We start from the raw sequence: 21,729 nt of genomic DNA, 5'->3' as shown, positions 1-21,729 counted from the left end.
ATACGTCGTTCTGGTATACATCGTTCTGTTATAAATCACTCTGGGTCAGGCGCGGACCGCTTTTCAGCACGAACAATGCGATAAAACATCAAGGAATAAATTATAACTCACCCACGTCAGCGACCCTAGCTTGCAGTTGCGATCAAAGCCATAGCAAGAGCCTATGGATATCAGACAACAAACTGCAAGCCCTCTTAGTATCTGATGGAATTAGTTACGGACCGAAAGACGGTCAGAGTCCATCCAGGACAAAATCTCTGACATATTCTTACTGGTTGGATAGCGCTCCGATGTCCAACCCAAACGAACGATCACCGCATTTTTTGAAGGAATAACCATCACTACTTGTTTACGGTTTCCCAGAGCGGCAAAACTGTCTGCCGGTAAATCTTTCCAGCGAGGCGAATCATCGCCACGATTCAACCAGAATTGATAGCCATAACTTCGGGTGTTATCAGATTGATTGGGTTGCAAGGCTCGATGCACCCATTCTTCTGACACCAATCGATAACCATTGAGCTCACCGCGATTCAGCATCAACTGACCAATACGAGCCCAATCACGGGCACTGGCATACAAATAAGAACTGCCGACGAAAATGCCACTGGGATCGGGCTCAAACACAAAATCTCGCAGGCCTAAAGGCTCAACCAGGTTCTTTTGCAAATATTTCAGATTGCTCTCCGCTTTACCTCCGGTAGCCTCAAACAATTTACGAGACATCAGGTTCGTGGTTCCCGAAGAATATTCAAAGACATCTCCCGGAGGATGAATCAGCTCAGCCTCAAGGGGTAAATCCGAGCCACGATGCACGGTAAACAACATATCTGTAGCTCCCGCCCCTGGCTCATACACTTCGGGGAAGTTCAAACCGCTGCTCATATGCATCAAGTCACGCCAGTGGATGTTTCGGCGCTCATCGTCGGCCCACTCTTCAAACACCGGCTGCTGGTCAAAATCCAGCTCACCCGTCATTTCCAAATGCCCCATCATCAAAGACGTCACGCTCTTTGCCATTGACCAACCCAGCAATCTCGAATGTTGATCAAACCCGGGCGCATAACTCTCAGCCAGCAACTGACCGTCTTGAACCACCAATAATGCTCGGGTTTGCAGTCCCTGCTGATTATCCTGTGACAGCAACTCATCCAACTGGCTCTGCAGTTCAGGACGAACAGCCGGTACTGCATCACCTTTAGGCCAGACTTCTGGATTAAAACGCTTCTCTTCTGTGTCTGATAAAGTCCCCGCAAGCTGGTTAAGCGCTTCTGTAGAACCGATTGACAACGTGCATCCCAGACCAGGACGGTATTGAGCCGTAGCGGAACCCAGCCCCCACAAGTCGGCATTAACACGGCGTGTAGCATCATCAAATTCCAGATCCACCAGTTTAAGGACCGGCGAATACGACTGAAGATCCTTAAAAGATTGCTGCTGGGAAAGCCCTGTAACGTAATGACCGGAACATCCCAACTTGGCCCCCATGCCCGTTAACATGGCTGGCGCATTTACCAGATACGTTGGTGTAATGCCTGCAAAAGAAGCCACTACAACCAGGGTTATAGCGATCGTTGTCAGCGTCAGTAGAATTTTTCTCACATCGTTTCCTTATCAAACATCCGTTATCAAGCCTCAGAACAGCGATCTGTGACTTTCGGCATTATCATTTTTCATGTTCACTATCGTGCTGAAAAAGGGTTCTGTAAAAAGAGTTCTAAAAAAAGGGGGCTGAAAAACCTTCTGGTACGGGTTTCGACTCTTTCAGTTTGTCCAGTTTGAACCCCAAGCTTAGGGCTCTTACTTTACTGCCAGATGGCATAGGGATACAGTGTCGCTATTTTCATCGAAAGGATCCATCCTCATGGCGTACCAATGTCACGACTGCAGTTTTAAAGGGCGAAAGTTCCCGCAAGGACGCTGTCCTGCGTGTGGATCCGCTCATGTGACAACAGCCAAAAACTCATCTGAAACCTCGGAAAAGCGCCGTCCCTGGTCTTTGATTATCCTGATACTCCTCTGGGGCTATCTGGTTTATGCCATCTATCAAAAGCTTCTGGCCTAAACGATTTTTTTTGCACCCCGGATTCAAGCCTTCGGTAACCATAAAAACCAATCCCACCCACTGAAACAGGTCTGAACAGAGACGCTGGCCACAAACTACCTTTTCTTATCTTTTTTAAATGGTACTATTGTACCAACTAAAGAAAAAGCCGAAAGCTGTGTATCGACACTCAGTAAACGACAGCGCACTATTCATAAGGCTTCAAACAATAACAAGGGCTTTGCCTACGACATGAATATCGTTATCGCTGTATTTTTCTTACTGATACCCATCCCGATTTTATGGGCCTGCTCTCACTACCGCTGGGCTCAAAAGCTTGGAGCTGTGGCTTTGTGCTATGGCGCAGGCTTAATTCTCGGGAACAGTGGCCTGATCCCGGATACCGTTCTGCCAGTGCAAAAACAGTTGAGTGAAGGCACCATTGCCATTGCTCTGCCGCTGCTAATGATGACGCTCAATGTCGCACTGTGGTTACGGGTAGCCGGCAAGGCCATTATCTCAATGCTGCTGGCAACAGTGTCTGTGGTGACGTTGGCCACTGTGCTTTTCTATCTATCGATTTCCAGCCCCAATGGCAGCGGGCAGGTTCAGGAATATTCGCAGTTGGCCGCCATGTCCGTGGGCGTCTATACCGGCGGCACACCCAATCTGGCCGCAATCAAAGCCGGCCTGGCGATTCCTCACGAAAGCTATCTGGTTTTCCACAGTCTCGACACTGTACTGGGAGCTGGCTATTTGATTCTGATGTTAACGGTGGCCATACCCGTCTTTCGTAAACTGCTCCCCGGCAGAGTTGTTACGCCAGTAGAAGTTTCAGCTGATACTGATCCCCAAGACGCTCTGAATCAGTCCTCCAAATCTGACCGTGACCCGGATAACTATGGTCATAACTACCATGACAGCTACCATGGCAACTACGATGACAACTACAATGACAACTACGAACCCTTATTGCGCTACCGGAACCTTCCGGAACTGTTGAAAGCCTTTGCGCTGTGCGGCGTGATCGTGGGGTCGGCCTTATTGCTTAGCCAGTTAGTAGAACAGCAACTTGGATTGCACACATCCGGCGCTCTGGTGATCATACTGCTAACCACTCTGGGAATAGCCGTGTCGTTTATTCCTGCGGTTCGTCGCCTCCAACTGGCTTACAAGCTGGGCATGTACTGGGTATACGTTTTTTGTTTCACAGTAGCGTCCATGGCCGACATCAACAGCCTGATGGCTGTAGATCCAATGATCCTGGTTTTTATCGGTGTCACGATTATTGGCAGCATTACCTTGCATGCCCTGCTTTGCCGTTGCTTCAAAGTGGATAGCGATACCTTCATGGTGACTTCCGTTGCCGCCATTTGCAGTCCGCCTTTTGTGCCTCTCATGGCGAAAGCTCTAAACAATTCATCGCTGATACTCTCAGGTATGACCACCGGCATCATAGGTTACGCACTCGGTAACTACCTCGGCATCAGCCTGGCACTGTTTTTACAATCATCCTAAGTCGTATCGCTCTTAACAGAATTATCCAAACACCTCGCCTGAAAGGCAGGTCTATGACACAGAGGTCTCTATGCACAAGCCTATTCCGTCACAAGGTCGTCCAGCCAACGACATTATCCAGCAACTGGACAGCTTCAAAGCTGAAGATCCCAATTACAAAGACGGCAAGGTGTGGAGTCTGGTCTATTACCTAAACGAAGATCACTCACAGTTTCTGAAAGACGCCTATCACAGCTTTGCCTGTGAAAACGGCCTCAACCCCACCGCATTCAAAAGCCTGAAAACCTTTGAGACTGAAGTGATCAGCGCCACCGCCAGTCTGTTAAATGGACCGGAAGAAGTCTGTGGCGTCATTACTTCTGGAGGCACCGAAAGCTGCCTGATGGCGGTTAAAACCTATCGTGATATGGCCAAGACCAATCGTGGAATTAAGAAACCGGAAATGGTCATCCCTGAATCAGCTCATGTTGCCTGGTTTAAAGCGTCAGAATACTTCGGGGTCAAAATACGATTAGTGCCATTACTTGATGACCTGACACCAGACCTCAAGAAAATGGAAAAGCTGATCAATCGCAATACGGTCATGCTGCTGGGCAGCGCACCAGAATACCCTCACGGCACCATTGACCCGATTGAAGCCATGGGTGCCATGGCACAAAAACACAAGATTCCATTGCACGTAGACGCCTGCGTCGGCGGTTTTATCCTGCCGTTCTTCGAAATGAATGGCGAAGACCTCCCGCTGTGGGATTACCGTGTTCCCGGTGTGACCTCGATTTCGGCAGACATTCACAAATATGGTTTTGCCGCAAAAGGCGCTTCCACCATCACCTACCGCAATCTGGAATATTTAAAACATCAAATGTTTGTCCATCAGGACTGGCCCGGAGGCGTGTTTGCCTCTTCTGCCCTGCTCGGCACTCGTCCTGGAGGTGCTTATTCTGCCGCCTGGGCCACACTGCAATACTTTGGGGAAGATGGATATCGTCGGCTGGCAGCCGATACACTCGAAGCCATCAACACGATGAAGCGAGGCGTAGAGCAGATCCCAGAACTGGCTATTATGGGCAATCCACAGGGACCTCTGTTTGCCTATCAATCTGTTGATCCCGAAGTCAACATCTATGCTGTCGGCGATCAAATGGACAAGAAAGGCTGGCAGGTAAATCGCAACCAGAAACCAGCGGGTCTGCACGCCATGGTGACAGCACACCACCTGAATGTCGTTGACCAATACCTGACAGATCTAAAAGAGTGTGTTGCTATCGTTAAGGCCAACCCGGAGCTGGCCGAACAAGGCGGTGCCGCCACCTATGGCATGATGGCCCATATTCCCCTGAGAGGACTGGTTAAGAAGAAGGTACTGGATATCTACGCGAGCATGTATCAAGCCGGTGGAGGGCAAGTCAACCTGGCCGAAGAGGCCCAGATTGATGGTGAACAAGCCCCGCAAGGTATTCTGGAAAAACTGCTGAATTGGTACATCAAACGGCAATCACGTAAAAGCTAGGCCTGATATGGCGCCCTTGAATCCATAAGATCTGTGGCGCCAAACATTGCTGAATTCTCGTCCCTGTGTAAAATCGATCAACATACACCTCACCCAGCGCCATGGGTATGCTGATCACAATTTATTCAGAGAATGACATCAATGTCCTATGCTGCTGACACGCTCTATACCCCTGAGAACCTCCCGTCAAAGCTGGTTTTTGTCCGCCACGCACAGACGTATGCCAATGTGAATCGTGTCTGGCACGGTCACACTGACACGGAACTGACTGATACCGGACACCTGCAAGCCTCGCAACTGGGGCAGAACTTCCATCATTACATGCAGCCGGATGTCATCATTGCCAGTCCCTTACTGCGCACACGTCTAACCGCTCAAGCCATCGCCGACGCACACCAGCTTCCTGTATCTCTGGATCCTCGCCTGATGGAATTTCACCTTGGCGACTGGGAAAATACCTCATTTGACGATTTGCAGGGGAAGATGGCTGTGGCCGCTCGCCTCCGTGATGAACCGGACTTTACTCCACCCAACGGCGAATCGCAGAACATGGTCCGTCAGCGCATGGTGGAAGCGGTTGAAGAAATCATTCAAGAACACGCAGGGGCCAAAGTTGCCATTGTTTCACACGGCGTTGCCATTGCGGTGACTCTGGCACACTATCTGGCCAACGACACCACTCAATGGCTGAATTACAATATGAGCAACACCGGCATTGCTGAATTGTGTCTGGCGACTCGCAGCTTGCCATCTTTCAATATCACGTCACACTTACTGGAAACTGAGGCGAAATAAATTCACGCGACACCCATGGATTTTCATGACCACAACCGCACTGCCTATTACTCAAATTCTCAAAGGCCACACTCAGAGTCTTTTCCAGGCTCTTCGCCTGCTATCAAACCACCCGAACAGCTATTCAACGGCAAGTGAAAACACGGTAACGGCCGAAGCCCTGTTGGCAGAGATTCAAAACCTGTCAGCGGTATCAAACACAGCGGATGAACCCAGCGCTGACACGTTACCGGATGACAAACTCATCCTTCGTGGCTATTTACAGGCGCAAAGCCCTCCACTACAACTGGCGCGAGACACTCAGCCTGCTCTGCTTTTTGTTGATCTTCTGATTTCTGAATTACTGTCTCAGACCAAACCACACGTCAGTATTACTCATCTTAGCCGTAAATTAAGTTTACAAATTAGCTGCCGTTTGCTCACGAGGCCAGATATCGCCATTACGGCCAACCACCCATTTTGTCGATTGATTCAGAACCTCTATCGTCAATTAGCCATTTGGGAACCCGCTGCGGGAAAAAAAGGCAAAGCATTTGCAGACTGGCTAGTGGCATTAAGCCACGACCTCGCATCGCTGGACATCAACTCGACGCAGCTGGTTGATTGCTACTCCAGCCAACTGGAAAATATTATTGACGAAGACCACCAACGTAGCCGCAAAGTCGAACAGCGTCTTCTTGAGACCGCATCCGGAACGGATGTGCTGGAGTCGGTCAGAAATACCGTTCTTGAATTTATTGGTCGCAGGCTCTCTCACCGCCCCTTGCCTGAAGATGTAATCGCGTTCATCCAAAGCACGCTGATCAGCGATTTGCAGTACATACTGATCCATGAAGGCGTAGACTGTGAACTCTGGAAAAAATGGAAACGCTTGCTGCAGATCTTTTCCTGGGCCTTTCAAACCAGTGATAGTGAAAGCCACCAAACCAAAGTCGCCACCCTGCTTTCGCCCTTAATCGAAAAACTGGATGACAGCTACTGGCGTGGACTGCCAAAGGCTGATCAGTACCCCGATTTTGCTGCCAGCCTTCAACATTATTTTTTGCAAGCTCTGACATCCACACCAATAGCCACCGTTCCTTTTCCAGACATACTGGCTTCATCTCCAGACGCAACATCCCCGATTGTTCTCAGTCAAAGCATTGAACAGGATATATCCCACATCAACGAGGGCGACTGGTTCTTTTTTCGTCAGGAGATTCAAAACATCCAGAAAGGGAAGCTGGTTCGAAAACACCCTCAACAGAATAGCCTGTTAATCACAAAATACAGTGGACAAAAGCTGGCGGAATATACCTTTGATGAATTTTCCGTAGGATTGACATCAAAAAGCATTCTCCCGCTCAACACCCGTCAGCTCTACGCACAAGCGTTGCGCACTACATTACAACGACTGGATAAGCATCATCAGAAACACCTTCAGGCGGAACAGCATCGAGCTATTTCCGAAGAAAAACAAAAAGCGGCATTAAAGGCACAAAAAGAAGCTAAAGATCTCACTCAAAAAGCCGACAAACTCCCAGAGGTCAGCGATAATCTACGCCAGGCCCTGCAAGAACAAATCTCTCAGCTGAATGTAGGTGCCTGGATGCGATGGCAACAGAGCAGCACAGAAAGCGTGGAGATAAAGTTGTCGGTCAAACTGCAAAACAGCGACAAGTTTATTTTTACAGATCGGCTCGGACAGCGCATTGCCGACTACTCATCCGCTCAACTGATTGAGCTCATTGCAAAAAAACAAATAATAATACTGAGCCAAGGCGATAAGTTTGAAAACAGCCTGGAAAAAGTGGTTCGAGGATTGAGGAAACCCCTATCATGAAGCAAACCGATCAACGGCAGGAATATCGACTTCATCGCCAGGAAACCGTTTTTATCGAAATTGATGGAGGCAGTTATGAAGGCCAACAACCTGCCGAGATTTTAATCAGTCAGAGTCTGGACATATCGGCTAATGGACTCCAACTGGTTGTGAATGAGCCCCTTACAGCGGGATGCATCCATCAAATTGCAATCCAACTGGAAGATGAACCCAAAGCCTTTAATTTGGTTGCCGAAGTTAAGTGGTGCCGTGAAAACCTCAACTTCCAGGAAGACGATAATATCCCCCTCTGGACTGTAGGCTTGGCGATCTTAGAATCCGATGACACATTGCTTCCCGCCTGGAAAGCCTTGATGGCACGACGCCTGTCCTCGGGCTCAGAGTTCGATGACTAAGTTCGGTCGGGGTGCGTTGAAGACTCAAGAAACGTCAGGATTTTCTCAGCTTCTTCACGGGTCTGACCGCAAAACGCCTCTTCAGGCTGAAACCCTCGACAAAAATCAGGGTACTCGTCTGAACCCCATATCCGACAGTTAAAAGTGACCGGATCCAGATTTACACATTTCTCACCGGCTTTTTTCCCCTGGGGCATACCGGGAATCGCTTGGGAAATAGAGGGTGCAATACAGCACATACCACACGCTTTTCTGCACTCCATAGACTTCACCACGATTAAAAGACATAAGACAGGCGGAAGATTGATATCGAGCCAGCCCCGGGAAGATGACCATACCTGAACTCTCTTCCTGAAACTACAGTGCAACTACAACTCAACTACAGTCCAACTACAGTCCAACTACAGCTCAACTACAGTCCAACTACAGCTCTTAGTGCACGACTTAAACACAAGGTATAGCGCAAGGACTTAAACACAAGGTTTAGATCAAGACGTGGTTGCTGAGCTGGCGTTACAGGCAGTTGCCAGTTCTCATAGCTTCTTGGATATGCTCATGCGCAAATCCCCGATATTGCAGAAAACGGATTTGTTTGGCCCGTTCCTTCATACCACCGGCAGGCTCCTGAAACTTCTTTCTTAGTACACTCTCGGCCTGAGCAAACCAGTCAAGTTCAGGTTTACTCAGCTCCTCTACAACAAGGCTCTGTTCTATTCCTTTTTCTCTCAGCTCCATCTGTAAACGCTGCGGGCCATAACCCTTACGACGACGCATGGCCACATAAGCTTCTGTGAAACGCTCATCAGATTGCAGCAATTCCATCTGCAGATCACAAATAACTTCTTCAATGAGATTGGCGGATTCCGGATATCGCAGGGACAGTTTTTGCTGAAGTTCCCGACGTGAATGTTCCCGACGAGCGAGAATATCCATGGCAGTCCAGCGAATTTGACGGTAGGTGGCGACCTGTTCCGGCGCCTGAGACTGATTCATCAGACATCACCGAGTGGGTTGCTTTAATATTGAGAGGATTGTACAGATCGTAAAGGGTCAATTTCGACGTATTACGATTTGCGATTCATGAAAACAATTCGACTGGCACGTAAAAAGCCAAGATGCCTGACAGCAAAATACGCTATCGCTGCGCGGCATCCTGACTTTTTCGCGAGATTTAAGCTTCAGCGCCCTCTGCTTCAGCAACCTCTTCGACAGGGCCATCCTGAGGCAACAACTGTCTGCGGATTTCAGCCTCAATGGTGGATGCAATTTCAGGGTTTTCTTTCAGGTATTTACCCACATTGCTTTTACCTTGACCAATCTTGTCGCCTTGATAACTGTACCAGGCACCAGCTTTGTCGATCAGCCCCAGCTTGACGCCAAAGTCGATCACTTCGCCCATGCGGTTAATACCTTTACCGTACATGATCTGAAATTCTGTCTGGGTAAATGGCGGTGCCACCTTGTTCTTAACGACTTTCACTCGAGTCTCAGAACCGACGACCTCGTCACCCTCTTTAACAGCGCCAATACGACGGATATCCAAACGCACAGACGAGTAAAATTTCAGAGCATTACCGCCTGTGGTCGTTTCGGGGTTGCCGAACATTACACCGATCTTCATACGGATCTGGTTAATAAAGATACACAGGCAATTGGCATTTTTAATATTACCGGTGATTTTACGCAACGCCTGAGACATCAAACGCGCCTGCAAGCCAACGTGATGGTCACCCATCTCACCTTCAATTTCAGCCTTCGGCGTTAGGGCCGCAACGGAGTCCACTACGATCACGTCAATGGCACCTGAGCGTACCAGCATGTCCGCAACTTCCAGAGCCTGCTCACCTGTATCGGGCTGGGAAACAATCAGATCATCAACATTAACGCCCAGTTTTTCAGCGTAGATAGGATCCAGAGCATGCTCCGCATCGATAAAAGCACAGGTACCACCCGCTTTCTGCGCTTCGGCGATGGCCTGTAACGTCAGGGTTGTTTTACCGGAGGATTCAGGACCGTAAATCTCAACAATGCGACCTTTCGGCAGACCACCAATACCCAGAGCGACATCCAAACCTAAAGAACCGGTAGAAATGGACGGAATGCGTACACGCTCCTTATCGCCCATGCGCATGACAGTGCCCTTGCCAAATTGACGCTCGATCTGGCTTAAAGCGGCCTGCAATGCTTTTTCTTTGTTCTGATCCATGAGTCACCCCTTCATATTGGATGGATTTAATACTGTAACGAGCAGCAGTGTCATTTCGACACCTGCCTAGCCCAAACTGATTAATTCTGAATTGTTGAATGCATTGAAGCACATTTATTTTTACTGTACAAGAAAACAGTACTATTTTTTTGTACAGTGCTTTTTGATTTGGCCCGACTCAATCTGATTCAGGCGATCAAGCGGAAGAATCGGCCTTAAGAATCTGGAGTAATTGACGCAACGCAAACTCAGTTGCCTTTGTCCGCACAGCCATCCGGTCCCCAGAAAAAACTCTGAACTCACTGCTGACCTTACCGGCTAAAGCCCAGGCAAACCAGACCGAACCCACAGGTTTTTCCTCTGAACCACCCTCAGGCCCGGCGATTCCACTGGTCGCCACAGCCACATCGGCCCCTCTGGCCAGAACGCCCTTCACCATGGCCTCAACCACCGGCTGACTGACAGCGCCATCTGATTGCAGAACTTCAGGGGACACCGACAACAGGCGCTGCTTACTGGCATTCGCATAGGTCACCAGACCTTCATCAAACCAACCGGAGCTACCGGCCACATCAGTGATGGCTGCAGCCAGCAGGCCACCGGTACAGGATTCCGCAGTACCTATGCGCCACTGGCGGGCTTTCAGCTCCTGACCAATCTCCTCGCACAATGCGAGTGTTTCTGAGCTCATATTTAATCCTTAATTGAGACCTTCGCGGCCTTCACCTGTCCGGCCGCATTCACGTAGAATATCGCTTTTGCCCTCCGACCGGATTTCAGACTTCGAATTATGCCAAAAACCGACCAGCCCCAGAAGCACACCCCCATGATGCAGCAGTATTTAAAGATCAAGGCTGAGCATCCACACGAATTGGTATTTTACCGCATGGGCGACTTCTATGAGCTGTTCTACGACGACGCAAAACGGGCTTCTGAGCTGCTGGACGTGACTTTAACCGCTCGCGGTAAGTCCGACGGCGAGCCTATCCCCATGGCCGGCATCCCGTTTCATGCAGCGGATGGCTACCTCGCCAAGCTGGTGCGTAAAGGGGTTTCTGTCGCGATCTGCGAACAAATCGGTGATCCTGCCACTAGCAAAGGACCGGTTGAGCGCAAGGTCGTTCGCATTGTGACGCCGGGGACCGTCAGCGATGAGTCCTTACTCGATGAAAGTCGCGACAACTTGCTGGTCGCTCTGCATGTCCTCGAAGATACTTTCGGTTTTGCCACGATGGATATTGGCTCCGGTCGCTTTCAGGTATTGGAGGTTCAGGGACTGGATGCAGCTCTGGGCGAATTACAACGCCTCAACCCGGCAGAGTTACTGGTCTCTGAAGACCTGATCAGCCCTGAAATTCTGGAAAAGCGTCGCGGCCTGCGCCGTCGCGCACCCTGGGAGTTCGAACTGGAAACCGCCCAGCGGCTGCTGACCCAACAATTCGGCACTCAAGACCTGGCCGGCTTCGGCTGCGACCACATGACCATCGCTCTAGCAGCCGCGGGCTGTCTATTGTCCTACGCTCAGGAAACTCAACGCACCGCGCTGCCTCATATCAACGCCATCAGTGGTGAGAATCGTGATGAAGCCGTTGCCATGGACGCCGCCACCCGCCGCAATCTGGAACTGGACATCAATTTAAACGGTGGTGATGAGAACACGCTGTTTGACGTACTGAACACCTCTTCCACTGCCATGGGCGGCCGCTTGCTAAGACGTTGGCTAAACCGCCCCCTGAGAGAACTCAGCACCCTTAAGGCTCGTCAGGGCGCCATTACCAACCTGTTGGAAAATTACCAGTTTGAACCCATTCGCCAAAGCCTGAAACGCATTGGTGACCTGGAGAGAATTCTCGGTCGACTGGCACTACGCTCTGCCCGTCCACGGGATTTGTCACGTTTGTACACCTCTCTCAGCACCTACCCCGAATTACAGGGGCAGATGAAAAGCCTGTCCGCCCCACATCTGGCCGAGCTGGCCAACAGTATTGGCACCTTCCCGGATCTGGAAAATCTGCTAGAGCGCGCCATCTGCGAAAACCCACCGGTTGTTATCCGTGAGGGCGGCGTGATTGCCGAAGGTTACGACGAAGAGCTGGATGAACTGCGTAACATCAGCAGCAACGCCGGTCAGTTTTTGATCGACCTGGAAACTCAGGAGAAAGAGCGCACAGGCATCAGCACATTGAAGGTTGGCTACAACCGCGTACACGGTTATTACATTGAAATCAGCCGTGCCATGTCTGACAAGGCTCCGACCGAGTATATTCGTCGCCAAACGCTGAAAAATGCTGAACGCTTTATCACCCCGGAGCTGAAAGTCTTTGAAGATAAAGCTCTGTCGGCCAAAAGCCGTGCGCTCAGTCGTGAGAAAGCACTCTACGAAGAAATCATCGAGCGACTGAATGAGCAGTTACAGCCTCTACAGCAAGCTGCTGCGGCCGTGTCAGAGCTGGATGTCTTGTCGACTCTCGCCGAACGGGCTGACAACCTGAATTTCACCTGCCCGACCCTGGCGCAGGAACCCGGCATTACCTACAAGGCCGGTCGCCATCCCGTGGTCGAAAAAGTATCCGACCACCCCTTTGTACCGAATGATCTGGCCTTTAACGACGAGCGCAAAATGCTGATCGTTACCGGTCCGAACATGGGCGGTAAGTCGACGTACATGCGACAAACTGCGTTGATCACGCTACTGGCTCATATCGGCAGTTACATTCCTGCAGAAGCAGCCTCCATCGGCATGGTCGATCGTATATTTACCCGTATCGGATCTTCGGATGACCTGGCCGGCGGGCGCTCAACGTTTATGGTGGAAATGACCGAAACCGCCAATATTCTCAACAACGCTACCGAGCGCAGTCTGGTATTGATGGATGAAATTGGCCGCGGGACCAGTACTTTTGACGGGCTGTCATTGGCCTGGGCTTGCGCCACCAAGTTGGCCGAACAGGTGAAACCCTTTACTTTGTTTGCCACTCACTACTTTGAACTGACTGAGTTGCCACAGACCCACAGCAATGCTGCGAACATCCACCTGGATGCCACTGAACACAACGACAACATCGTGTTCCTGCACAATATTCAGGATGGTCCAGCCAGTAAAAGTTACGGTTTACAGGTTGCGAAACTTGCAGGCATTCCCGCCGACGTGGTGTCGCTGGCCCGGCAGCAACTGGATATTCTCGAAGGGACCAAAAGCGCGATTCAGTCTGTGCCCGCTACCACCGTGTCTGAATCTCCAGTCCTTGAAAACACGCCAGATCCAGTAACAACTGCGGCAGCGGCACCATCGACGGCATCCGCATCAGATACATCATCCAGCTCAACAACATCGGCGACTAATGATCCCTTTCAGGGAGATATGTTTGGTGCCAGCGCGCCACACCCTGCGGTTGAAGCTTTGGAAGATATCGACCCGGATGATCTGACACCACGGCAGGCACTGGAGCAACTTTATCAACTGAAGAAACTGCTCTCTCAATGATCTCCAAGCGAGTGCGGGCACTTTAAACAAATACCTGAAATGCCTGCACTTCGCTCACCTTCACCTTATGACCCGCAAACACGACCCACAAATGATAATGAGTTTCACTTCTCCGTGTTCGTGAGGATTAAACAGTAAAACCAATTAATCTAATCTGATAAACTCTCCCGCCCGGATAACCAAGCTGGTACAATCCCGGATTAGCCTGAGCGCACTTAATGTGTATCAAAAATCACAGTGTGCATTAAAATCTAAATTAGCAAGTGGAGCTTTCGCCATGACTTTTGTGGTTGGGGATAACTGTATTAAATGTAAGCACACCGACTGTGTCGAAGTGTGTCCAGTGGATTGCTTCTACGAAGGTCCCAACTTTTTGGTTATCCACCCTGATGAATGTATCGATTGTGCTCTGTGTGAGCCCGAATGTCCTGCTGATGCTATCTTCTCCGAAGATGAGCTGCCAGCCGGTCAGGAAGTATACCTGGAGCTGAACGCTGAGCTGGCGGAAGTCTGGCCAAACATCACCGAGAAAAAAGACGCGCCTGCTGATCACGAAGAGTGGGATGGCGTAGAGAACAAGTTGCAGTATCTGGAGCGATAAACAAGAGCCCAACCGCTCAGCTTTATCCGCCCAATAAAAAACCGCAGCAAGCTGCGGTTTTTTTATATCCTTAATACTGCAGGAATGAAAGTACTGCTACATCGCGCCGAAGAGCGCTTCACTGTTCAAACCCTGCTTCTCCAGAATGTCCCGCAGACGCTTCAAGGCTTCCACCTGAATCTGACGTACACGCTCGCGAGTCAAGCCGATTTCCCGACCCACCTCTTCCAGAGTACTCATTTCATAGCCCCGCAAGCCAAACCGGCGAGCAACCACTTCACGCTGCTTCTCGGTTAACTCAGTCAACCAGCCATCAATGCTTTCACTCAGATCACTGTCTTGCAGCAACGACGCTGGATCAGAAACCTGTTGGTCCGGAATGGTATCTACCAATGACTTGTCAGAAGACTGACCAATGGGAACATCCATTGACGTTACGCGTTCGTTGAGCCCCAGCATCCGCTGGACATCTGCAACCGGCTTGTCCAACAAGTCGGCGATCTCTTCCGGTGTTGGCTCGTGATCCAGCTTTTGAGCAAGCTCACGGGCTGCACGCAGATAGACATTTAATTCTTTAACCACATGAATCGGCAACCGGATGGTGCGGGTCTGATTCATGATTGCACGCTCGATGGTTTGACGAATCCACCAGGTGGCATAGGTTGAAAAGCGGAAACCGCGCTCGGGATCAAATTTTTCCACCGCGCGAATCAAGCCCAGGTTACCCTCTTCAATCAAGTCCAGCAGCGCCAAGCCGCGATTGACATAGCGTCGAGCAATTTTGACCACCAAGCGCAGATTGCTTTCAATCATACGTTTGCGAGAGGCCTCACAGCCACGAAGAGACTTACGTGAGAAGTACACTTCCTCTTCGGCGGTTAATAAAGGTGAGAAACCAATTTCGTTGAGATACAGCTGGGTCGCATCCAGCGTCTTCTGGAATTTGTCTGGATCAGATATGCTTGCCGGTCGCTTTGCGCGAGATTTTGAAGTTGTGCTTTTGGAAACAGGCTTCTCCGCAGAAGTCTTGGCGGCTTTTTTTGCCTTCTTCCCATCTAACAGTTTTTCAGTAACTGATAAAACGTCTTCGCTTTTTACTGGTACTGCTTCCTGTACTGCCATGTCTCTAGCCCCGTGAGTATTCGGTTTCATTCCATAACAGACCGTCCTAATATTCAGGACTGTCTGGCTCTTCTCACCCTCAGTGGACACTTTGTAATTTTTTGTGCACAGCGTATTTATAGTTATATCAATCCTTGCACCTTGATCTCTTAGCGTTTCGGTAAATACTGTAAAGGATCTACCGGTTTCCCTTCGCGTCTAATCTCAAAATGCAGTTTGCTGCGGTCTGTGCCACTATTCCCTATTTCGGCAATTTTTTGACCTGCTTTGACACTCTCCCTCTCTCGCACCAATAACTTACTGTTGTGTGCATAAGCACTTAAGTAATGTTCATTGTGCTTGACGATCAGTAGCTTGCCGTAGCCGCGGATACCACTTCCAGCGTAAACAACCACTCCAGAGGCAGCCGCAAGTACAGATTCCCCCAAACGTCCATTAATATCAACTCCCTTGTTTAAGCTTTTTTGTGATGAAAACCCCGCCAGCACTTTCCCCTGGGCTGGCCACTGCCACTTCAAACTACTATGCGACACTGTAGGCGTTTTTGGCGCCACCCGGGGTTTCGTCGTGGTTTTTGAACGGGGGGGAGACGGACTACTCACAGGAGCTTGTACGACTTTAGTCGAAGCTTTTGCTCTGGGTGCAGTGCCATTCAGGTAGATTTTTTGGCCGGGGAAAATGGTGAATTGGCGATTAATCCCATTACGTCGGGCAAGGTCCTTGTAGTCCACACCATAGCGCCAAGCGATGGAATACAAAGTCTCCCCACGGGATACGATATGGTAGGTCAATTTATTACTGTGAAGCGCTCCTCGATCAGAAACAGGAGCCCTATTTGCCGAGCAAGCAGACAAAAAGAGAAGCGTGCTCAATATTATGAACACCTTACCAACAAAGAACGTCGATTTAAGAACTGCTGATGTCATCCGAATCGCTTCTTGAGCCGGTTATTAAGTGGGTATGTATAACCAAAAAACCTTTCAGCCATTAATTTTTATGTGAAAACTGTATAGAACTTTTCCATATCACAGTCTTATTTCATACCATTTTTCGATTTTTTCCGAGATTTTGGATGAATCAGCCCCTTATTGGGGGTTGCCAGAAACCCATTTCATCATTGCGGTATCTGACATTTTTTGTGTCACTTTTCACAACTCTTGTGCTCAGCCAACATTTGATACCTGCAGCGTCACATTAGTGTGGTAGATCGCATTCCTGCTTATCAAAAGTACAACTATCTGGAATACAGCTGTTTCTTACCTGCCAGATAATCCATTCCCACGACCGCCAAAAGCCCCATCAATCCCATGAAAATAGCCGGAAGCAATTCAGCCGAGCCTCCAGTGATTGCTGCATATTGGCTGGGAAGAATATTCTGCTGAACCAACGGCACCAGTTCTCCATGCCGATCAATGACCGTTTCGAGGGTTTGCTTCCAGGGCCAGATAATATTCAGGGAACCGATCAGAAACCCGGTCAACAAAGCCATTGTGCCCGCTTCGTAGCGATGCAAAAGCCAACTCAGAATATGAGAAAAGAGCAGCAATCCAATAGCGCAGCCCACCGCAAAAGGCAGGAGCAAGCCAAAATTCAACTGGGAAATAGCCCCGATGATGGTTGAATACAGCCCCATCATCAGCAACAGGAAACCGCCGGAAATACCCGGCAGAATCATCGCGCAGATCGCCACCATACCGGCTAACAAGATAACCCACCAGACTTCCGGCAAGTGAGTCGGCTTCAGCCAGGTCACAGCTAAAGCCAAAATGATGCCGAGTATCACCAGGCAGACACGGGCTGGATTCCAGCGTCCCACTTGTTTCAACAAAAGAAAAGATGACGCCAGAATGAGTCCAAAGAACAGAGACCACACCAAAATCGGCTGAGCTTCCAACCAAAGACTCATCACTTTGGCCAGAGAGAAAATACTAAAGAAGATGCCACCAAAAACGGCGACCAGGAAAGAACCATTGATGTGACGCCACATCGCAGGAACGCCTTGCTGGAACAGGCACTTAATAGCCTGATGGTCACAGCGGCGCAGGGAATCAATTAGTTCGGCATAGATACCGGTAATGAAAGCGATCGTGCCACCCGAAACCCCGGGTATCACATCTGCGGCCCCCATTGCCATGCCGCGCAAAAACAAAGAACCGAAGTGGCTCCATCCCTTTTTATCTGAATCCTTCAAAATACCACCCTTCTGGTTTTAACGGCGTTTACATCCAAACAAACGTTGAGATTACAGACACGCCTAACCAGCGTTTGTTCAGTTCGCTGTCGAAATCACGTTAAAGCTACCCGACTGGCAATACCTATGTCTGGACTTCGTTTCTGGTACCTAGCGAGTCACGCCCGACAACAAAGGAACAAATTTCACGGGTTCCAGCACTTGAGTGACGAAGTTGTCACTGTCGCCATCCCGAATGACCAACCGCAGCTCCTGATCCACGCCCCCCACCGGGATGACAAGTACCCCGTCGGGCGCTAACTGCTCCAGCAGCTCAGGTGGAACATCCCTCGGCGCAGCCGTGCTCAAAATTCCATCAAACGGACCACGTTCCGGCCAGCCAAAACCACCGTCTGCGTGCTTCAGCTCGACGTTACGCAAACCGATTTTGCGCAAGCGATCTCGCGCCTTGTCTTGCAGAGGTTTGATACGCTCCACACTGTAGACCTGTGGCACCAATTGCGCGAGAACACTGGTCTGATATCCAGAACCGGTTCCCACTTCCAGCACACGCTCCAACTTGCCAGCGGCGCCAATTAACACTTCTGTCATTCGTGCGACGATATAAGGCTGAGACAAGGTCTGTCCGTAGCCGATAGGTAGCGATGTGTCTTCGTAAGCTCTGTGTGACAGCGCTTCATCCAGGAAGATGTGCCGAGGGGTTCCCCCCATAACATCCAGCACCTGGTGATTGGTTACCCCTTGATCCATCAGGCGTTCAACCAACCGTTGCCTCGTCCGCTGCGAGGTCATGCCAATACCTTGTAGTTGCAGGCTGCTCACCCTATTCCCCCAGTAATAACAGTATCAGGGCCTGTAGCATGCCCCCATAAACCGCAAAGCGGTGGATACAACAATCCCCAATCCACCCAAGCCAAGAACTATACCATATCCTCCTGCGCTGGCATCTCTTTCAACCCACTTGCATCATTCAGCCCACTTACGTCGTTCAAAACAGAAAGCTCGCGCAATACCGCGGTGGCGTAAGTGCCGGGGGGCAAGGAGAAACTGACTTCCAGGGTCGCCCCCTCAAGGTGACTGACAAACTGCTGAGGCCGCAATAATAAGGGACGTCGCTCCTGAGACAATCCGACATGCTCAAGCGCATCACACCACCCCTCGGGCTTGCTCAACACTTTCTCTTCCAGAGCCAGACACTCAGCAGACACCAACGGCCGGCCTCGCCCCCAGAGAGGACCCGTACCACAAGCGCCATCATCGGTCAGAACATCACCTTCCAGCCCTGTATTCCACGTCCCATCGTTAATGCGCACGCTGAGCACCTGGTTAAACAGATAGGAGCGCGCAGCCGAGAGCATCATGCCGCGCTTCTGTCGGTTACCGATACGGCCACCTTCGACGAGAATTCGATTGGCCTCATTGAGGTTATTGCCACCATGACCAAAGCGTTGCAGGCCGAAATAATTGGGCACACCGTCAGCGGCAACCCGTTTCAGCCGCTGGCTCAACCCCGACAGATCACCTTCCAGCTGATGCAGACGAATCACAAAGTGATTGCTTTGATGAGCGCCTCGACGAAGCTTCTGGCTATGACGGGTGACTTCGAGGAGACGAGTAGTTTCTGTTTCCAGCTCTTTCCAATTCGGCTCTTCACCTTTGGGGAAATAAATACTGAACCATTGACGAGTGACCGCATGGCGATCTTTTAACCCGGCATAGCCCACATCGTTATTTTGCACTCCCGCCAAACGGGCAATCTGGCGAGCCAGCCAGGCCGTATTTTCGCCGCGCTTTTCAATGTGCAGGTAAACGTGTTCGCCCTGACCGGTTAACTCAAACCCCAGATTTTCAACCACCTGAAAGTCTTCAGGAGTTTGTCGAAACACCCCCATGACCTGCGGTTCACCATAGGCATAAGCCCAATCCAGAGTGTAATCGGGAGAAGAGTGACCAGAAGAAACGCTATGGGACATCAAGGAGCCTGCTGAAAATCGTTAGTCATGTGGCTGTGTAAGCCTGGGCTGGGTGTGTCGTCGATAATTGCTTATCGACGACGGGCTTTGGGCCCACGCCCACCCTGTCCTTTTGATTTTTTTGCCGTCGCAGGACGTCGATTGTCAGTGGATTTGCGGGCTTTAGGTTTACCCACGCCATCCCCTGCACTGCGTCCCTGAGCACCAATAGCCTTGTTATAGCCGCTGTATTGCTTACCGCGGCCCGGCATTTTATCTTCCCAGGGAATCAACTGGTTAGGGCCATCACCGATCAAGTCTTTACGGTTCATATCCAGCAACGCTTTGCGCAGGAAAGCCCAGTTTTTGGGGTCGTGATAACGCAAAAACGCTTTTTGCAGGCGGCGCTGTTCCAGCTTACGGGGAATGTAAATCTTTTTACTCTTGTAGCTGAGCTTGTGCAGCGGATCCCGCTCCGAGTGGTACATCGCGGTCGCCAATGACATAGGTGAAGGATAAAAAGTCTGCACCTGATCCACACGGAATTTGTTTTTCTTCAGCCACAGGGACAGGTTCAGCATGTCATCATCTTCACAGCCCGGGTGCGCGGCGATGAAATACGGTATCAGATACTGTTCTTTGCCCGCCTCTTTGGAGTACTTATCAAACATGCGCTTGAAGTCGTAATAAGTATCCATTCCCGGCTTCATCATCTTGTTCAGCGTATCCATTTCGCTGTGCTCCGGCGCGATTTTCAGGTAGCCGCCCACATGATGCGTCACCAGCTCTTTCACGTATTCCGGATCACGCACGGCCAGGTCGTAACGCAAGCCAGATGCAATAGCCACCCGCTTCACGCCCTTGATCTCACGTGCCTTGCGGTAAAGCTGCGTGGTTTGACTGTGATCGGTCACCAGGTTTTTACAGATGGTCGGAAACACACAAGATAACCGACGGCAGTTGGCGTGGATCATCGGATCTTTACAGTTCAGGTGGTACATATTGGCGGTAGGACCACCCAGATCTGAAATCGTACCGGTAAAGCCCGGAACCGTTTCCGTGATGGCTTCGATTTCTTTCAAAACCGATTCTTGTGACCGGCTTTGGATCACGCGACCTTCGTGCTCGGTAATCGAACAAAAGGTACAGCCACCGAAACAACCTCGCATGATATTCACCGAGGTTTTAATCATGTCATACGCGGGAATCTTCGCTTCGCCATAGCTGGGATGCGGGCGGCGTTGATACGGCAACGCAAATACGCCGTCCATCTCTTCGGTTTCCAGAGGGATCGGCGGTGGGTTCACCCACAGCTCGCGGTTACCGTGTTTTTGTACCAGCACGCGTGCGTTATGCGGATTGGACTCCTGATGCAATACACGGGACGCGTGAGAATACAGAACCGCATCCTTGCTGACTTTCTCAAAAGACGGCAAGCGGATATAGGTGTTCTCCATCTCCCACACGCTTTTGCCCTGCAAAGGCATGGGGATAATGCGTACCGGTTGCTCTTCGTCTGCTTTCAGGTCGTCTTTCTTTGCGCAGGAGCCGTCGTCTTTTGCATCGAATTCATAAGGATTGGAAATTTCATCCACATGCTGTGGCCAATCAATACGGGTGGAATCGATTTCCGTCCAACCGGAAGGAACGGTACTGCGCATAACGGCCGTGCCGCGAATGTCTTTCAGATCATCAATGGTCTTACCCAGAGCAAGCTCGTGAGCGACTTCGGCAATCGCCCGCTCTGCGTTGCCGTACAGTAGAATATCGCCCGTGGCGTCGATCAGTACGGAACGACGAACCTCATCACTCCAGTAGTCGTACTGGGCAATGCGGCGCAAACTGGCTTCGATACCCCCCAATACAATGGGCACATCTTTATAGGCTTCTTTACAACGCTGACTGTAAACGGTGACCGCACGATCCGGACGTTTACCCGGTGCGCCATCTGGCGTGTAAGCATCGTCATTGCGAACCTTCAGATCAGCGGTGTAGCGGTTGATCATCGAGTCCATATTGCCCGCAGAGACCCCAAAAAGAGATTGGGTTTACCCAACGCCTTGAACGCCTCTGCACTGCGCCAATCTGGCTG

Annotated in this window: 17 protein-coding genes and 1 pseudogene; 7 read left to right on the top strand and 11 right to left on the bottom strand. The window is 50.4% G+C overall.

Going from position 1 to position 21,729, the window contains the following annotated elements; genetic code table 11:
• Window positions 1-210: 210 nt before the first annotated feature.
• Window positions 211-1,599, bottom strand: a complete 1,389-nt coding sequence (locus ACTG33_RS10060) for a serine hydrolase domain-containing protein (RefSeq protein ID WP_439135082.1) — start codon at window positions 1,597-1,599, stop codon at window positions 211-213.
• A gap of 694 nt (window positions 1,600-2,293) precedes the next feature.
• Here ACTG33_RS10060 and ACTG33_RS10055 point away from each other — a divergent pair.
• From ACTG33_RS10055 to ACTG33_RS10035, 5 genes are all read left to right on the top strand, one after another.
• On the top strand, window positions 2,294-3,559 hold the full coding sequence (locus ACTG33_RS10055; protein WP_439135081.1) for a DUF819 family protein: 1,266 nt from the start codon (window positions 2,294-2,296) through the stop codon (window positions 3,557-3,559).
• Between the two features lie 70 nt (window positions 3,560-3,629).
• Window positions 3,630-5,069, top strand: coding sequence for a pyridoxal phosphate-dependent decarboxylase family protein (locus ACTG33_RS10050; RefSeq protein ID WP_439135080.1), 1,440 nt, complete (start codon window positions 3,630-3,632; stop codon window positions 5,067-5,069).
• A 141-nt stretch (window positions 5,070-5,210) separates the two neighbouring features.
• Window positions 5,211-5,864 carry a histidine phosphatase family protein gene (locus tag ACTG33_RS10045; RefSeq protein ID WP_439135079.1) on the top strand — a complete coding sequence of 218 codons (654 nt, stop codon included), beginning with the start codon at window positions 5,211-5,213 and terminating at the stop codon, window positions 5,862-5,864.
• 25 nt (window positions 5,865-5,889) lie between these two features.
• A complete protein-coding gene (locus ACTG33_RS10040) occupies window positions 5,890-7,686 on the top strand; it encodes a DUF1631 family protein (protein WP_439135078.1) in 1,797 nt (598 codons plus the stop codon).
• On the top strand, window positions 7,683-8,081 hold the full coding sequence (locus tag ACTG33_RS10035) for a PilZ domain-containing protein (protein ID WP_439135077.1): 399 nt from the start codon (window positions 7,683-7,685) through the stop codon (window positions 8,079-8,081). The genes ACTG33_RS10040 and ACTG33_RS10035 overlap by 4 nt, the downstream gene beginning before the upstream one ends.
• Here the strand turns inward: ACTG33_RS10035 and ACTG33_RS10030 are convergent.
• From ACTG33_RS10030 to ACTG33_RS10015, 4 genes are all read right to left on the bottom strand, one after another.
• A complete protein-coding gene (locus ACTG33_RS10030) occupies window positions 8,078-8,344 on the bottom strand; it encodes a YkgJ family cysteine cluster protein (protein WP_439135076.1) in 267 nt (88 codons plus the stop codon). The two genes, ACTG33_RS10035 and ACTG33_RS10030, sit on opposite strands and share 4 nt — an antisense overlap.
• Before the next feature lie 250 nt (window positions 8,345-8,594).
• A complete protein-coding gene (locus ACTG33_RS10025) occupies window positions 8,595-9,074 on the bottom strand; it encodes a regulatory protein RecX (RefSeq protein ID WP_439135075.1) in 480 nt (159 codons plus the stop codon).
• Window positions 9,075-9,252: 178 nt separating this feature from the next.
• The gene (gene recA, locus ACTG33_RS10020; RefSeq protein WP_439135074.1) at window positions 9,253-10,287 is read right to left on the bottom strand and encodes a recombinase RecA; all 1,035 of its coding nucleotides are present in this window, start codon (window positions 10,285-10,287) and stop codon (window positions 9,253-9,255) included.
• Between the two features lie 196 nt (window positions 10,288-10,483).
• The gene (locus tag ACTG33_RS10015) at window positions 10,484-10,978 is read right to left on the bottom strand and encodes a CinA family protein (RefSeq protein WP_439135073.1); all 495 of its coding nucleotides are present in this window, start codon (window positions 10,976-10,978) and stop codon (window positions 10,484-10,486) included.
• A 99-nt stretch (window positions 10,979-11,077) separates the two neighbouring features.
• Here ACTG33_RS10015 and mutS point away from each other — a divergent pair, with 99 nt between their 5' ends.
• Together mutS and fdxA are read left to right on the top strand one after the other, a co-directional pair.
• Window positions 11,078-13,771, top strand: a complete 2,694-nt coding sequence (gene mutS, locus ACTG33_RS10010) for a DNA mismatch repair protein MutS (RefSeq protein WP_439135072.1) — start codon at window positions 11,078-11,080, stop codon at window positions 13,769-13,771.
• Window positions 13,772-14,048: 277 nt separating this feature from the next.
• Entirely contained in the window at window positions 14,049-14,372 is a 324-nt protein-coding gene (gene fdxA / locus ACTG33_RS10005; RefSeq protein WP_439135071.1) for a ferredoxin FdxA, read from the top strand.
• 96 nt (window positions 14,373-14,468) lie between these two features.
• On the opposite strand, the gene rpoS is transcribed toward fdxA, so the two are convergent.
• The 6 genes and pseudogenes from rpoS to ACTG33_RS09975 form a co-directional block, all read right to left on the bottom strand.
• Window positions 14,469-15,494, bottom strand: coding sequence for an RNA polymerase sigma factor RpoS (gene rpoS / locus ACTG33_RS10000; protein WP_439135070.1), 1,026 nt, complete (start codon window positions 15,492-15,494; stop codon window positions 14,469-14,471).
• A gap of 149 nt (window positions 15,495-15,643) precedes the next feature.
• Window positions 15,644-16,420: a peptidoglycan DD-metalloendopeptidase family protein gene (locus ACTG33_RS09995; RefSeq protein ID WP_439135069.1), complete on the bottom strand. Its 777-nt coding sequence runs from the start codon at window positions 16,418-16,420 to the stop codon at window positions 15,644-15,646.
• A 308-nt stretch (window positions 16,421-16,728) separates the two neighbouring features.
• A complete protein-coding gene (locus ACTG33_RS09990; protein WP_439135068.1) occupies window positions 16,729-17,685 on the bottom strand; it encodes a DUF368 domain-containing protein in 957 nt (318 codons plus the stop codon).
• A gap of 150 nt (window positions 17,686-17,835) precedes the next feature.
• Window positions 17,836-18,477: a protein-L-isoaspartate(D-aspartate) O-methyltransferase gene (locus ACTG33_RS09985; RefSeq protein ID WP_439135083.1), complete on the bottom strand. Its 642-nt coding sequence runs from the start codon at window positions 18,475-18,477 to the stop codon at window positions 17,836-17,838.
• Between the two features lie 128 nt (window positions 18,478-18,605).
• Window positions 18,606-19,658: a tRNA pseudouridine(13) synthase TruD gene (gene truD, locus ACTG33_RS09980; RefSeq protein WP_439135067.1), complete on the bottom strand. Its 1,053-nt coding sequence runs from the start codon at window positions 19,656-19,658 to the stop codon at window positions 18,606-18,608.
• Window positions 19,659-19,729: 71 nt separating this feature from the next.
• Window positions 19,730-21,729: pseudogene (locus ACTG33_RS09975) on the bottom strand (YgiQ family radical SAM protein); the annotation flags it as partial.

This window comes from Pseudomaricurvus sp. (genome assembly GCF_965662505.1).
GTDB lineage: Bacteria > Pseudomonadota > Gammaproteobacteria > Pseudomonadales > Cellvibrionaceae > Pseudomaricurvus.
Note: the sequence above shows the minus strand (reverse complement) of the source record. Positions and strands in the feature narration are given on the sequence as shown.